The sequence below is a fragment of the Actinophytocola xanthii genome, assembly GCF_001921205.1.
GTDB classification, from domain to species: Bacteria; Actinomycetota; Actinomycetes; order Mycobacteriales; family Pseudonocardiaceae; genus Actinophytocola; species Actinophytocola xanthii.
The window spans coordinates 119,797-133,528 of record NZ_MSIE01000034.1 but is presented as its reverse complement, the minus strand read 5'-3'; the positions used below and the strand labels follow the sequence as shown (position 1 = coordinate 133,528).

Here is a 13,732-nt window from a genome sequence, read left to right as displayed (position 1 = left end):
GGGACCACCGGCGCCGCGGCTCCGGCGCTGCCGGCACCGCCCAAGCCACCGCCGGCACCCGACTCGCCCGGCGCGCCCGGCGCGCCCGGCGCGCCCAAGGCGAGCAAGGAGGAGGCCGGCGAGCTGGTGGCGCCCGTGGTGGGCAAGGCCAGCGCGGCACAGACCGACGAGATCCTTCCGCAGGAGGCGCGGGCGAAGGCGCCCACCGTGCGCCGGCAACCGCCCTCGCGCAAGCTCGAGCCCGGCGACCTCGTCTGCGGGGACTGCGGCGAGGGCAACCCGCAGACCAGGAAGTTCTGCAGCCGTTGCGGCAGCTCGCTCGCCGAGGCCGAGGTGGTCAAGACCCCCTGGTGGCGCCGGCTGATCCCGAAGCGGCGCGGGGCCAAGGTCCGCAAGTCGGGGGAGCGGCCCACGGGCCGGGGTCGGGGCGGCAAGTCCAAGGTCGGCCAGGTCGTGAGCACCACGTTCCGGACCGTCCGCAGGGTGGTCTCGATCGTCCTGGTGGTGGCCGGCGTCCTCTACGGCGTCTACGCGCCCTTCCGGGGCTGGGTGAACGACAAGGCGATCGCCGCCAAGACCACGGTCGAGGGCATCTTCTTCCCCACCTACGAACCGGTCCGCGCCGCCGAGGCACCGGTAAGCCCGGTACAGCTGCCGCAGTTCCCCGGGGCGATGGCGCTGGACGGGCTCACCAACACCTTCTGGGCGGCGCCGGTCGGCGGCCCCCGGGAGCCGGTGCTGGAGGTCCGGTTCGGTCGCACGGTCGACCTGGCTCGACTCATCGTCCACAACGGACAGCAGGAGGCCTTCAAGGACCGGCACCGGGCGCAGAAGCTGCACCTCGTGTTCTCCACGGGCAGGACGGCCGACGTCACCCTCCAGGACCGGCCCGACCCGCAGACCCTCGAGGTCGAGAACGGCGAGGGGGCGACGAGCGTGGAGATCCACGTGATGTCGACGTTCAAGGCGGTGGCCGGCAAGGAGGTCTCGATCACCGAGATCGAGCTGTTCGAGGAGACCTGACCCCGGCCGACCGCCGTCGCGCGTGACACAGCACCACCGGAGAGCCCGGAGACGGGCATCCGGTGGTGCTGTCGCATGTCCGGGGTGAGGGACCCGCACCTCCGGGGGGAGGGAGGGGTTCCCCGATCCCACTCCCCACCGGGCGCGGTCCAGCCGACCCCGCCACGCCGCCACGCCGGCGGCGAGCGCACGGAGGTGGCGGCGGGACACCGGAACCTCGCGCCGTGACGGGCGAAGGCGTGGTGGGGTTCGGCCACACTCGCCTGTTGCTCGGCGGGGTGCGGGGAGTTTGCTCACCCAGACCCCAGCCCCAGCCCCAGCCCCAGCCCCAGACACCTGGCTTTCTGGCCCGGACATGCCCCGGTCGCCGCCCGCATGCGGGCGGCGACCGGGGGCCGATCCTCAGGTGGAGCTGCGCTAGCCGCGTATGACGAACTCCGCGGGACCGACGGTCGGTGTCACGACGAGCAGCTGTGCCTCGTCGTTGACCTCCGGAAAGGCGGTCACCCTGGCGACCACGGTCCGCTCGCCGATGGAGGCCTTGGGCAGGATCAGCATCGCCGCCCGGAAGGTGCCGTCCGCGGCCGTGGTCGCCGGCGCGGTCTGGATGGCGAGCAACGTCGAGGCCACCACCTGCTGGTTGGGCGTGAAGTTCCGGCCGATGACGGTGATCACGCGTCCCGGCGGGCTGACCGCGGGGGAGAGCTCGATCTCCGGCACCGGGGCGCTGCCCGCCAGGCCCACCAGGTGCGGTCCGCCCGGCGCGTCGTCGGTGAAGACCAGCGCACCGGTCAGCTCGCCGCTCGCCGCCGGCGAGAACCTGACCGTGACCGCACAGGAGGTGCGGGGCGCGATCGGTGCGGCGGTGCACTCGTCGGTCACGACGGTGAAGTGCGCACGCGCCGCGGCGGGCTCGACGGCCACGCTCGCGATGTCCATCGCGGTCCCACCGGTGTTGGCCACGGTCACCGTCGCCGTGGGGCCGTTCGACCGCAGCAGGCGGGAACCGAAGCTCAACGGGTCCGGGTCGGCCGTGAAGGCCGGGGGAGTCGGGTCAGGCGGCCCGCCCGGTGGTGGCTCGGTCGGCTTGGGGACGCCGACCCCGACGAGGTCCACGGTGAGCTCGCGCTCGGCACCGAGCACCACCCGCAGCAGACCCTCGAACGTGCCCTCGCCGGGCGGGGTGAAGGCCACCTCGACCAGGCAGCTCCCGGCCTGGTGCAGCACCACGCCGTCGCCGACGCAGGTCTGGTCGAGCAGTTCGAACCCCTCGCCCTCGATCTCCAGATCCTCGACGGTCAGCGGTCCGATGCCCACATGCTCGATGCGCACCGTCGCGGTGGCCGGGGCGTCGCCCTCGAGCTGGACCTCGCCGAAGTCCAGTGGGTCGGGGTCGGCCCGCAGCTCCGGCTGGAACGTCCGCACGAACACGTCGGGCGAGGAGTTGCCGTCCTCGACGTCGCGCACCAGGTCGGAGGCGTCGGACTCGTAGGCGATCCGCCGTCCGTCCGCCGAGAGGGTGGGGCCCTTCTCCGCGTCCCGGGCCGTCGTGTTCCCGTTGCCGCCGCAGGTGCCGTTCTCCGGCATCGGGTCGGCGCATTCCTGGCTGGTCCCCGGAGAGGCCAGGGTGCCCGGCAGCCGCTCCTCCTCGGCGGCTGCCCGCTCCGCGTCCACCACCAGGTCGCGCACCACGACCTGGCAGCTCGTCCGGACCTCCCGCGGGTCCACCTCACCCGGCTCCTCGGCGCTCGCCCCCGGGGTGGGGAGTCCGGTCGAGCCCCCGTCGTCCTCCGGGAACAGGCACGTGTACCCCGACTCGTCGTCGACGCCGTCGTGCACGCCGACGTTGTCGGTGACGAACGCGACGAACCGGCCGTCCGCCGAGAGCCCCGGCGCGAACCCGTTCACCTGCTCGCCCGCGTTGTCCCGGGACACGACGTCGGACTCGGCCACCGCCCCGTCGACGACCCGCACCACGTACGCGTCGGGCCGTCCGCTGCGGTCCCAACACGTGCCGTCGCACGGGTTGGGGTAGTACTCCTCGGCGTCGAAGGCGATCACCGACCCGTCCCGGGACAGCGCCGGGGCGCCCAGGAAGATCTCCGGTCCGGCGCCGATCGGCGCACCGCCCGCGTGCAGGTCGACCCGGGTGACCGCGCCGGTCGCCAGGTCCGCACGCATGACCGCCTGGTGCTCCAGGTCCTCCTCGTACGGATCCTCGTTCTCGATCCGGAAGTTGACCACCACTGCGGCGAACCGGCCGTCCCCGGACACCCGCGGGTACTGGTGGTCCTCCTCCAGCTCGCCGGCCAGCGGGGTGTGGACCCAGGTCCTGGTCGTGGGCGGGCCCGGGTCGTTCGCCGGCGTCAGCCGCAGCGTCGCGGTGCGGGTCTGGTACCGGTGGTACTCGCCGAACCGCCCGAAGTCCTCCCAGACGATCGTGGACGCGTCGGCGGAGAGCGAGGGCCAGCGCGGGTCGTCCAGGCGGTAGCCGGCGGAGCCGTCGCTGTAGTCCGGGCGGGTGACGCGGAAGTAGCGGTAGTCCCGGTCGCCGTTCTCGAGCTCCTCGTCGAAGTCGCCGTCGCCGTCGGGGTCCCGGTCGCAGACGATGATGTCCTGGTCGTTGTCGGTGTCGTCCACCACGATGTTGGTCGCGGTGGTGACGAACGCGACGAACCGGCCGTCGGCGGAGATCGTCGGCTGGTAGCTCGACTGGTCCGGCGGGACCTCGCCGAACAACGGCACGCCCACCCCGGGCGCGTTCCGGCCGACCAGGTCCAGCGGCCGCGCGAAACGGGGCGGCGGCGGAGGCGGTGGAGGCGGTGGCGTCGTCGACGACGGCGGCGGTGGCGGAGGCTGACGGGTGAACTGACCGCGGCTGATCATGACCGTGCGGTCGCGGGCCAGGTCGCGAACGTAGACGTTCTTGTAGCTGACCTCGTCGTCGTCCGGCCCGGTGGCCAGGTCGTCCAGCTGGTCGTAGCTGCTGAACGCCACGGCGGTGCCGTCGGCCGACAGCTCCTGCTGGCGGGCGCCGCTCGGGGCCTCCGCGCCGGTCCCGTCGGCGACCGACGCGCGTTCGGTGGAACCGGGCGCGACGGCGGCCAGCGCGGTCGGGAGGGCTGCGGTGGTGAGCAGCAGGGCGGTCGACGTGCCGACCAGTGCCGTGGCGACCACGGCGGCGAGACCGCGCCTGCGGGTGGATGACTTGCGCACGATCCGAACCTATGATTGTTCGGGCGGGCACGGTCCCGACCGCCGGGTGGCGTAGTGGACGCCCGCACCCGCCCCTTCGGGCAGCCTGGGCCGCCCCGCCACGCTCCCGTTCGCGGCCTGTCCCTCGCCTCCGCGGCTCCCAGACTTGTCCCATGGGAGCCACCACGTCGATGGCGAGCGCGCAGCTGTCCGTAACCCCGGGTGAGTCGATCGAGGCCAATGTCCTGGTACGGAACAACGGAACGCTCGTCGACCAGTTCAGTTTGGACATTGTCGGGGACGCGCGGGAGTGGGTCGAGGTCGTCCCGCGGGTCATGAACCTGATGCCGGGACAGGACGGCACGGCCACCGTCACGTTCTCGCCGCCGAGGGACTCCTCGGTCCTCGCCGGACCGGTGCCGTTCGGCGTCCGGGTGCTGTCCCGTGAGGAGCCGGCCGGGTCCTCGGTGGAGGAAGGCGTCGTCGAGGTCGCGGCGTTCACCGACCTGCAGGTCGAGCTGTCGCCCAAGTCGTCGAAGTGCCGCAGCAAGGCCGTGCACGAGGTGGTCGTGGACAACGCGGGCAACCACCCCGTGGGGGTCGAGCTCGTCACCATCGACCCCGAGGAGCAGCTCCGGCTCACCCTCGACCACACCTCGCTGATGGTGCAGCCTGGCACCTCGGCGTTCCTCAAGCTGCGGGCCAAGCCCTACGACCGGTTCCTGCGGGGCAAGGAGCGGCGCCACCCGTTCCAGGTCACCGCCACCTCCGCGGACCTCCCGCCGACCACGGTCAACGGCACCGTCGTCCAGGAGCAGTTGCTGCCGAAGTGGCTGCTGCCGGCCGCGATCGCCGCGGTGGCGCTCGCGGGTGTCCTCGCGGTGCTCTGGTTCACGATGGTCAAGCCGACCGTGCAGACCGCCGCCCGCGAGGAGGCACGTGAGCAGGCCCAGGAGATGCAGGGCGAGATGATGGACATGGCCAACCAGGCCGAGGAGAAGGCGGCCGAGGCCGAGGAGTCCGCGGCCGAGGCGGAGAAGAAGGCCGCTGAGGCGGCGGACACCGTGGCCGAGGTCGGCGGTGGCGGCGCCGGTGCCGCTCGGGGGGCGACCACCAGCCCCGAGGGCGTGAACATCGCCTCGGGTTCCACTGTGGACTTCCGGATCACGACCGACGTCGCGGCGGCGCCGGACCCGGAGGCGTTCGAGCCGTTCGGTGTGCCAGAAGGGGTCATCCCCGCGGACAAGACGCTCGTCGTCACCGACATCATCATGCAGAACCCCAGGGGCGACAACGGGACGCTCCGCATCCTGCGTGGCGAGGACGTGCTGCTGGAGGCCGGACTGGCCAACTTCCGGGACCTGGACTACCACTTCCTGGAGCCCTGGACGTTCGCTCCCGACGCGCCGCTCACGGTCGAGGTGAGCTGCCAGACGCCGGGCGCGCCCGAGCCGGCCGACGGTGACTGCGGACCCGCGGTGTCCTTCTCCGGTCGCCTGTCCGGTCCCACCGAGGGGGGCTGACCGACACGAGAAGGAGGGGGCGGTCCCGCGGGACCGCCCCCTCCTTCTCGTGTCGACGACTAGATGAGGCCCTCGCGCAGGGCGTAGGCCACCGCGTGCGACCGGTTGCGCAGCTGGAACCGGTTCGTCACGTCGTGCAGGATGCTCTTCACCGTCCGCTGGGAGTAGCAGAGCTTGTCCGCGATCTCCTTGGTGGACAGTCCGGAGGCGACGAGGCGGAGCACCTCGGTCTCCCGGTTGGTGATGCCGGCCAGGTGCAGCCCGCGCGGCTCGAGCACGTGGCGCTGCAGCCGCGACACCCGGTTGAGCAGCCGGCCGAGCAGGTCGGGCGGCAGCGCGCCCTCCCCGGCCGACGCGGCCTTGATCAGCCGAACGAGCACGTCCGGCGTGGTGTCGGCCCGACGCGCGACGGCGCACACGCCGCCCTCGACGGCGGTCAGGATCTCGGTGTCCTCCAGCTCGCCCGCGATCAGCACGACCCGGGCGAAGCCCCGCACCTGGAGGGTCCGCAGCAGTTGGCTGGCCCGGTCGTCGAACCGGTCGGTCACGACCAGCGCGACAGCCTCCGGCGACACGCCGTCCTCGTCGACCAGCCAGACCTCCTGCCGGGTGCGCAACGCCATCTGCACACCGTTCTGCAGGATCGGGTCGGTCGCCCGCACGACGACCGGAATTCGGTTCTGCTCCAACATCTGTGTTTCCCGCTCTCCCTCAAGCGCGCCCCCGACCCGACGCCCAGCACGTCGAAGCCCGCGCGAGATGAAAGGTTGCCCGATCGGGCGTCCCGGGCACATGGGACCGGTGTCCTGGGTTTGCCCGCTCAGGCGGGTCCCGCCAGCGGGCTGGGGGACAGTCCCGCCCGCGCCCGCAGGAGCGCGAGGCCGTAGCCCACGAGCCAGACCACCCACAGCAGCCACCCCGCGAGCCCGACCATCCCCAACGGTCCCTCCCCGGCGATGACCAGCGGCGCGAGGGTCGCCGAGGTGAACTGGAGGCCGGCCGCCACGAACCCGAGCCGGGCGTGCCACGCCGGGAGCAACCCCGCGCGCCGCCCGGCCAGGGACAGCCCGGTCATCGCGAGCGCGAGGAAGGTCCCGTTGAGCGTGAGCAGCGCGTCGTGCAGGACCCACAGCGGTGCGGCACCGCCGTCCTCGGCCAGCGCCAGCCGGGTGGCCACCACGCCGGTGAAGGTCGCGTTCTGCAGGACCAGTCCGGCGAAGCCGGCCAGCGCCCAGGCCTCGCCGCGGCCGCGTTCGGCAGCCCACAGCACCGAGACCGCGCCGGCGCCGAACACCGTGGCCAGCACCCACACGGCCGGGGTGAGCGCGGCCGCGGTACCGGCCAGACCGCGGTTGGCCGCGAAGAACGCGGCTGCCTCGTCCGGGTCGGCCCCGGGCGCCGGCAGGCCGGCCGGTGCCAGGACGAGGTTGACGAGGACGATCATCGAGGCGAACCCGATCGCGGCGCCGCCGGAGAGGGCGACGAAATTGACTTTACTGGTCATATATTCAATATAGCGATAGGAAGGGTCATGACCGAGGGGACTGGACGGCGCCGCTACGACTCGCTGCGGCGGACCACGCAGGCGCAGCAGACCAGGGCCGAGATCGCGGACGCCGCGCGACGGTTGTTCGTGGCCAAGGGCTGGGCGGCGACCACCGTCCGCGACGTGGCCCGCGAGGCCGGGGTCTCGGTGCCGACGGTGTACGCGGCCTACCAGGACAAGGCCGGGCTCGTTCGCGCGCTGGCCGACTCCGTCGACCTCGCCGCCGACGCGCCGCGGATGCTCGCCGAGCTGTCGGAGACCGGGCCGGCCGGCCAGCTCGCCGCCATGGCCGGCTACGACCGGCGGCTGTTCGAGCGCTCCGGCGACGTGATCAGGCTGGTGCGCGAGGCCGGCCGGACCGAGCCCGAGCTCGCCCGGGCCTATCTGGACGGTCGCCGGCGAGGCGACGAGACCCGGTACGAGGTGTTCTCCTCCTGGCCCGACGGCGTCCTGCGCGTCGAGGTCCCGGCGGCGGTCGACGTGTACGCCGCGCTCTGCTCGATCGACGTCTACACCACGCTCATCGCCGAGCGCGGCTGGTCACCGGAGCGGGTGGAGCGGTGGTGGGGTGCGGTGCTGGCCCGCGAGCTGCTGGCCTGAGCTACTGCTGCCCGCCGCCGGGCGGCTGCTCACCGAGGCCGGCCTTGCGGGCGCGGACGATGGCCTGGGCGCGGTCGGCGACGTGCAGCTTGGTGAAGATGCTCGACACGTGGTTGCGGACGGTCTTCGGGCTCAGCGACAGCCGTCTGGCGATCACCGAGTTGCTCTCGCCGTCCGCGATCAGCGCGAGCACCTCGCGCTCCCGCGAGGTGAGCTCCGGGAAGATCGGGTCGGACGTGACCGGCCCGGCGTTGAAGAAGCCGATCACCCGGTTCGCGATGTCCGGACCGAAGATCGCCTCGCCTCGGCCGACCGCGTGCACGGCGCGGATGATCTCCTCCTGGCCCGAGCCCTTCAGCAGGTAGCCGCGGGCACCGGCACGCATGGCGGCGAACACCGACTCGGTGTCGTTGAACATGGTCAGCACCACCACGCCGGTACGGGCGCGCTCGGTGACGATCTGGCGGGTGGCCTCGATGCCGTCGATGTCGGGCAGGTGCAGGTCCATCACGACGACGTCCGGCTGGAACGCTCGGGCGGCGCTCACCGCGTCCCGCCCGTTGGCGGCCTCGCCGACGATCTGGATGCTGGGCTCGGCGTTGAGGACCGTGCACAGACCGAACCGGAACAGGGGGTGGTCGTCGACGACCAGCACGCGCAGCTTCTGGTCCTCGGCCTGCATCAGCTGCCCTCCTTCGGCAACGGCAGCGTAGCGAACACGCGTGTGCCGCCGTCGTGGTCGGCTTCGACCAGGCACTCGCCGCCGAGCTCGGTGGCGCGCTCGCGCATCGAGGAGAGGCCGACGCCGCCGTTGGTCACCACCGGCAGCCCGATGCCGTCGTCCACCACCTCGATGTGCAGGTCGTCGTCGATCCACAGCCGGACCGCGCAGGAGCTCGCCCGCGCGTGCCGGGTGACGTTGGTCAGGGCCTCGCAGATGATCCGGTAGGCCGCGACGTCCACCGGCGCGGGTAGCTTCGGCATGCTCGACGGCACCTCGAGCACGATCGTCACGCCCGCCACCGAGGTCTCCGAGCCGGCCGTGCGGCTGGCGAGCGCGCCGGCGTACTCGCGGATCGCCGGGATCAGGCCGATCCGGTCCAGCACCGGCGGGCGCAGGCCGTGGGCCAGCCGGCGGATCTCCACGATCGCGGCCTGGAGCTCGTCGCGCAGCCGACCCAACAACTCGCCGGTCGGGCTGGACTCGCCCACCGTGCGCCGGCTGACGTCCAGGCCGAGCGCGATCGCGGCGAGCGTGGGACCGACTCCGTCGTGCAGCTCGTGCAGGATCCGCCTGCGCTCCATCTCCCGGGCGCGGACCAGCCGGTCGCGGCTGCGGCGCAGGTCCCGGGTGAGGCGTGCGGTGTAGACCGCCGCCCCGGCGTGCCGGGCCACCTCGGCCAGGGCGATCCGGTCCGGCCGGGTCAGCTCCCGCTGCCCGCGCCGACCGACGACGAGGTTGCCGACCCGCTCCCCGTGGAAGGTGAGCGGGATGCGGTGCAGCTCGCCGGTCGCGGTGCCGACGCTGGCCGCGGTCTCGCTGCGGCCCCTCGCCTGGATCTCGATGGCCAGGTACGGCAGGCGCAGCGCCGCGGCGACCGTCTCGACGATCTCGGGCAACATGGTGCTCGCCGTCGGCGTGTTCTCCAGGCGGGAGGCGAGCGCGGACACGACCCGGAACGGGTCGTCGTGCTCCCCGTAGAGCCGTTTGTTGATCAACCGGCGCAGCATGCCCCGGAACGGCTGCACGAGCACGGCGATCGTGGCGGCGACGACGGCCTGCTGCCACGGCTCGTCCAGGGGGCCGAACACCAGCGACAGCAGGCCGACGACCGCGAGATAGACCCCGACCGCGCCCGCCCACAGCGACCCGTACACCAGCGACCGGCTGACCGCGACCTCGATGTTGAGCGCCCGGTACCGCAGGACCGCAGCCGCCATCGAGATCGGCACCAGCGCGAACGGCAGCCCCTGGTACTCGTAGGGCATCACCGGTCGGCCGGTGACCAGGATCGGCAGCGCCCACAGCGAGACGTAGGTCCCGGTGCTGACCACGAGCGCGCCGATCAGCCACAGCAGCGGGCGCCGGGTGCGGTCGTCGTCGGAGCGGACGATCCTGCGTACCAGCAGGAACACGATCAGTACGGGGTAGACGAACAGCGCCGCCACCACGGGCACGAGGACGAAGTACATCCGTTCGAGCGGCTCGTCCAGGGCGACGAGTGCGACCAGCCACGCCAGGCCGTAGAGCGCGAGCGTGCCGAGGTAGCCGGCGAGCACCCGCCACCGGTGCCGCCGGTCGTCGGTTACGGCCGGGAAGGCGATCGTGAAGTGCAGAACCGCCCCCCACAGCAGCGCGAAGGCCAGCTCGCCCGTGTACCAGCGCCAGAACTGGTGGCCGGCCACCAGGTCCAGCGCGGACAGCGGGAACAGGCCCGCGCCGGCGACCGAGACGACGCCGATCGCGGCGGTCAGCAGCGCCGCGTGCGCGGCGGGGTCGCGGGGGCGCACCCGCACGACGGTGAACGAGGCCGCCAGCAGGAGCGGGACCACGAGCAGCATCGGCCACCAGGTCGTGAGGCTCCGCACGACGGGGTAGGGGCGCAGCTCGACGTCGAGGTCGAGGGTCCGGCCCTCGCGCAGCACGGTGTAGGTGAGCCGGTCGCCCTCCGCCACGGGTGCGCCGCCCGGCAGCCGCGCCGCCCGCTCGGCCAGCTCCACCCCGTCGATCGCCACGATCTGGTCGCCGATGCGGAACGGGCTGCTCGGGTCCCGGTCGGACACCACCACGGTGCCGAGGGAGACGGCACCGCTGTCCGCGGGGCTGACCGTGGTGCCGTCGGTGGGGGACACAGCCCGTGACCAGACGCACCAGACGGCTACCCCGAGGAGTACGAGTGTGAGCAGTAGGAGCGAGGCGGGTACACGCCGCACGCCCGCCGGGCCGAACACCCCAGGATCATCTCGCAGCCGGACAGTTTGGGACAGAGCCATTCGCCACGCCTGCCCGAACGGACGGCTGGTGGGGCGGTGTAGTGGGCTCCCCGGGTCGAGTTACGCCTGAACGGAGGAGTGCACGCCTCCGTCCAGGCGACGTCGTCAGTCGGTCTTCTTCCGCTCCGGGTCCAGCTCGGGCGCGGGGGGAGCCGGTGGCACCTCCAACGGGGCGGGCTCAGCCGGGCGGTCCGGTGTGGACGGCGTGCTGGCCGCCGGCTCGCCGGTCTCCCCACCGGGCTGGTCGCCGGTTCCGTCGCCGGGCTCGTCGTCGGGCCGTGCGCTCGGCTTCTCGGTAGCTGTCTCGGTGGCTGTCTCGGGGGACGCCGCGGTGTCGGGAGTCGCCGGGGTGGCGGGCGGGGTGCTCCGCGCCGGCGGCGCCTGGGTCGCCGTCACCGAGGGACCCGCCGGGGGCGCGGGTGCGGCGGGAGCGGGCGGGGCGGCCGGCGGCGCGGGCGGCGGTGGCGGGGGAGCGGCACCACCCGAGGGCGGTGCACTCGGGACGGACGTGCGCTGAGTGATCTCCCCGTCGGAGTCGTCGGAGTCGTCGGACCCACCGCCCTCGTCCAACCGGGACGCCACCGACGCGCTGCCCCGGGCGGTGGCGTCGTCCTCCGCGCCGGGCGGCGGCACGGGCGCGAACCGCCCACTGCCCTCACCCGGCCCGGGGTCCTGGATCGGGGGGAACTGGCCGACGCCGGAGTCGGTCGGGCCGGGCACGGGCGGGAACTGCCCGCTGGACTGCCCGACACCCCGGACCGCGGGCTGCTGGCCGGTCATCGGCCCCCCGTACTGCGGCGGCATCCGGAAGCCCATCGGCGGGGTGACCGGCTCGTTGCGCACCGGGCGCTGGCCGCGGTGGGCGAGCACCAGCGCGACGATGCCGAGCAGGAGGCCGGCGAGCGGCAGCCACAGCCCCAGTCCGATCGAGAACTCGATGCTGTCGCCCGGCTCGAGGGTCTCCTCGTTGGCCAGGCTCATCTGGTCGAGGCTGCTGATCAGCCGCAGCAGCGCGGCCCCGGCCAACACCCCGACGCCGGCCGCCAGCAGCGACAGCCCCGCCGAGCGCACTCCCGGCCGTACCGACCGGCTCGACAGGGCGATGAACACGGCGGCCAGCACGAGCAGCAGCGCCGCCCCGACGAGCGGCAGCCCCGCGAGCAGCGTGCGGTCGTCGACCGGTTCGGTGCTCCCGTTGTCGCTGCGGCCCCACCAGGTGGTGTCGTAGGCGAACACCTCCTCGCCACCGGCCCACACGTGCCGCAGGCTGTGCGTTGCCCCGAACAGCCCGCCGACCACCAGGCCGGCCACGAGCACCGTGGTGACGGCTGCGGCCAGCGCGAGCGCGTTGCCTCGGGGGCGCGGACGCTGTCGGGGCGGGGCGGGGGCGTGCATACCCGGGGCGTGTTGGTACTGGGGATGCGGGGGCGGCGGCGCAGTCACGGGACGCATGATGCCAGTGATTCCCGCCACCGATGCCCACAAGGGCGGCAATCGTCGCCCGGGCGTGCCGCGCAGCCCGCCCCGTGGGTCTCCTGGCTGCCACTGGGCCGCTCGCCACCGACCTGAGGTACTGGGCACCGGCGACGAGGAGGCTGGGAATGAGCGAGGTCACCACGGGGGACGAGGCACGGGAGGTGATCGTGGCGGGGGCCGCGATCATCCGTGACTTCCGGCTGTTCGTCGCCCGGCGCTCGCGGCCGGCCTCGGTGTCGGGCTTCTGGGAGCTGCCCGGCGACGAGCTGCGCCAGGGCGAGGAGGAGCACGGCGCGATCGAGCGGGAGTTCACCACCGAGTTCGGGGTGTCGGTCCGCTGTGTCGACCGGATCCTGTCCGACCGCCGGATGAACTCCTACCGCACCGGTGAGGACCGGGCCGCCGACGCGACCCTGCGGATCTGGCGCTGCCAACTGCCGAGCGAGTCGGTGTTCGACGTGGACCTCGGCGAGCCCCGGCCCAACATGTACGACTACGACGAGTCGGCCTGGGTGTCGATCGACGAGCTGGACGCGGTCGGGCCGTGGCGGGAGGCGGACCGGATGACCGCGGAGGAGATCGCCGACTACTACCGCCACGACGACCTCTGGCAGTTCGCGGACTGAAGCAGAACGTGAATCGTATACGCTTTGCATTGGAAAACGTCACTTTCCGCTCTTGCTCCCGTCTACGTGGGTAGCGGCGGTTGGCTCGCGCGAGGGCCGAGCCAACCGCCGCCCGTCGTCTCACGCGTGCATGCGGGTCAGCCGGCTCGGCGCCGCAGGACAAGCGCCTTCCACTCGGCCAGCAGCGCGGCCCGGCGCCCGTCGTCGCCGCCGATCATCGCGTCGAGGGCCAGGCCCCGGAACAGGTTCACGGTCAGCAGCAGCACGGTCTCCAGCTCCGCGGCGTCCCCGTCGCCGACCAGCCGGCGGTAGAACTCCAGCGTCGCGTGGCCGAGTGCCCGGTCCACCGGCAGCAGGTGGCCGCGCAGCTCCTCGTCGGTCCGGGCGGCCACCCACAGCTCGACCGCGGCGGTCGACAGCGTGCCCGAGTAGGCCTCCCACAGCAGGTCGATGCCCTTCTCCAGCCGATCGGGCCCGGTCGGCAGCCGGGTCGCGACGATCTCGTCGGCGAGCCGGGTGAACAGGTGCTCGAGGGCCCTGGTCATCAGCTCGGCCTTGGTGGTGAAGTGGTGTTGCTGCGCGCCTCGGGAGAGCCCCGCGCGCTGGCAGATCTCGGCGACCGTCGTGCCGGCGTAGCCCCGCTCCACGAGGCACTCGACGGTCGCCTCGAGCAGCCGTGCCCGGGTTCGTGAGCTGCGCTCCTGCTGGGTCCGGTGTGGCGCGGCCATGACGGTCTCCTCGGCTTTACG

The 13,732-nt window shown here is 73.1% G+C and carries 11 protein-coding genes; 4 read left to right on the top strand and 7 right to left on the bottom strand.

Going from position 1 to position 13,732, the window contains the following annotated elements; genetic code table 11:
* The coding region (locus BU204_RS40145; protein ID WP_075127089.1) for a zinc ribbon domain-containing protein at nucleotides 1-1,023 on the top strand (1,023 nt) is incomplete at its 5' end.
* Between the two features lie 417 nt (nucleotides 1,024-1,440).
* Here the strand turns inward: BU204_RS40145 and BU204_RS19290 are convergent.
* Nucleotides 1,441-4,239, bottom strand: coding sequence for a choice-of-anchor D domain-containing protein (locus BU204_RS19290; protein ID WP_143229593.1), 2,799 nt, complete (start codon nucleotides 4,237-4,239; stop codon nucleotides 1,441-1,443).
* Nucleotides 4,240-4,391: 152 nt separating this feature from the next.
* Here BU204_RS19290 and BU204_RS19285 point away from each other — a divergent pair, with 152 nt between their 5' ends.
* Nucleotides 4,392-5,741, top strand: a complete 1,350-nt coding sequence (locus tag BU204_RS19285) for a COG1470 family protein (RefSeq protein ID WP_075127087.1) — start codon at nucleotides 4,392-4,394, stop codon at nucleotides 5,739-5,741.
* A gap of 59 nt (nucleotides 5,742-5,800) precedes the next feature.
* On the opposite strand, the gene BU204_RS19280 is transcribed toward BU204_RS19285, so the two are convergent.
* Together BU204_RS19280 and BU204_RS19275 are read right to left on the bottom strand one after the other, a co-directional pair.
* Nucleotides 5,801-6,433: a helix-turn-helix transcriptional regulator gene (locus BU204_RS19280; protein ID WP_075127086.1), complete on the bottom strand. Its 633-nt coding sequence runs from the start codon at nucleotides 6,431-6,433 to the stop codon at nucleotides 5,801-5,803.
* A gap of 128 nt (nucleotides 6,434-6,561) precedes the next feature.
* Nucleotides 6,562-7,245, bottom strand: coding sequence for a hypothetical protein (locus BU204_RS19275; protein WP_075127085.1), 684 nt, complete (start codon nucleotides 7,243-7,245; stop codon nucleotides 6,562-6,564).
* Between the two features lie 27 nt (nucleotides 7,246-7,272).
* Here BU204_RS19275 and BU204_RS19270 point away from each other — a divergent pair, with 27 nt between their 5' ends.
* Complete coding sequence (locus BU204_RS19270; protein ID WP_075127084.1) at nucleotides 7,273-7,887, top strand: TetR/AcrR family transcriptional regulator; 615 nt, start codon at nucleotides 7,273-7,275, stop codon at nucleotides 7,885-7,887.
* A gap of 1 nt (nucleotide 7,888) precedes the next feature.
* Here BU204_RS19270 and BU204_RS19265 read toward each other — a convergent pair whose 3' ends face one another.
* From BU204_RS19265 to BU204_RS40140, 3 genes are all read right to left on the bottom strand, one after another.
* Nucleotides 7,889-8,569 (bottom strand): response regulator, encoded by a 681-nt coding sequence (locus tag BU204_RS19265; RefSeq protein WP_075127083.1) that lies wholly within the window; start codon nucleotides 8,567-8,569, stop codon nucleotides 7,889-7,891.
* The gene (locus tag BU204_RS41405) at nucleotides 8,569-10,740 is read right to left on the bottom strand and encodes a histidine kinase (RefSeq protein WP_158073481.1); all 2,172 of its coding nucleotides are present in this window, start codon (nucleotides 10,738-10,740) and stop codon (nucleotides 8,569-8,571) included. Before BU204_RS41405 ends, BU204_RS19265 begins: the two co-directional genes overlap by 1 nt.
* A 246-nt stretch (nucleotides 10,741-10,986) precedes the next feature.
* Entirely contained in the window at nucleotides 10,987-12,324 is a 1,338-nt protein-coding gene (locus BU204_RS40140) for a hypothetical protein (protein ID WP_158073480.1), read from the bottom strand.
* A gap of 158 nt (nucleotides 12,325-12,482) precedes the next feature.
* On the opposite strand from BU204_RS40140, the gene BU204_RS19250 reads away from it, so the two are divergent.
* Nucleotides 12,483-12,983, top strand: a complete 501-nt coding sequence (locus tag BU204_RS19250) for an NUDIX domain-containing protein (RefSeq protein ID WP_075127080.1) — start codon at nucleotides 12,483-12,485, stop codon at nucleotides 12,981-12,983.
* 137 nt (nucleotides 12,984-13,120) lie between these two features.
* Here BU204_RS19250 and BU204_RS19245 read toward each other — a convergent pair whose 3' ends face one another.
* Nucleotides 13,121-13,711, bottom strand: a complete 591-nt coding sequence (locus BU204_RS19245; RefSeq protein WP_075127079.1) for a TetR/AcrR family transcriptional regulator — start codon at nucleotides 13,709-13,711, stop codon at nucleotides 13,121-13,123.
* Between the last annotated feature and the right edge of the window lie 21 nt (nucleotides 13,712-13,732).

What these genes read in the sequence shown, in the direction of transcription:
- BU204_RS19285 (WP_075127087.1), top strand. Translation starts at nt 4,392, where the DNA reads ATGGGAGCCACCACGTCGATGGCGAGCGCGCAGCTGTCCGTAACCCCG.
- BU204_RS19280 (WP_075127086.1), bottom strand. Translation starts at nt 6,433, where the DNA reads ATGTTGGAGCAGAACCGAATTCCGGTCGTCGTGCGGGCGACCGACCCG.
- BU204_RS19275 (WP_075127085.1), bottom strand. Translation starts at nt 7,245, where the DNA reads ATGACCAGTAAAGTCAATTTCGTCGCCCTCTCCGGCGGCGCCGCGATC.
- BU204_RS19270 (WP_075127084.1), top strand. Translation starts at nt 7,273, where the DNA reads ATGACCGAGGGGACTGGACGGCGCCGCTACGACTCGCTGCGGCGGACC.
- BU204_RS19265 (WP_075127083.1), bottom strand. Translation starts at nt 8,569, where the DNA reads ATGCAGGCCGAGGACCAGAAGCTGCGCGTGCTGGTCGTCGACGACCAC.
- BU204_RS19250 (WP_075127080.1), top strand. Translation starts at nt 12,483, where the DNA reads ATGAGCGAGGTCACCACGGGGGACGAGGCACGGGAGGTGATCGTGGCG.
- BU204_RS19245 (WP_075127079.1), bottom strand. Translation starts at nt 13,711, where the DNA reads ATGGCCGCGCCACACCGGACCCAGCAGGAGCGCAGCTCACGAACCCGG.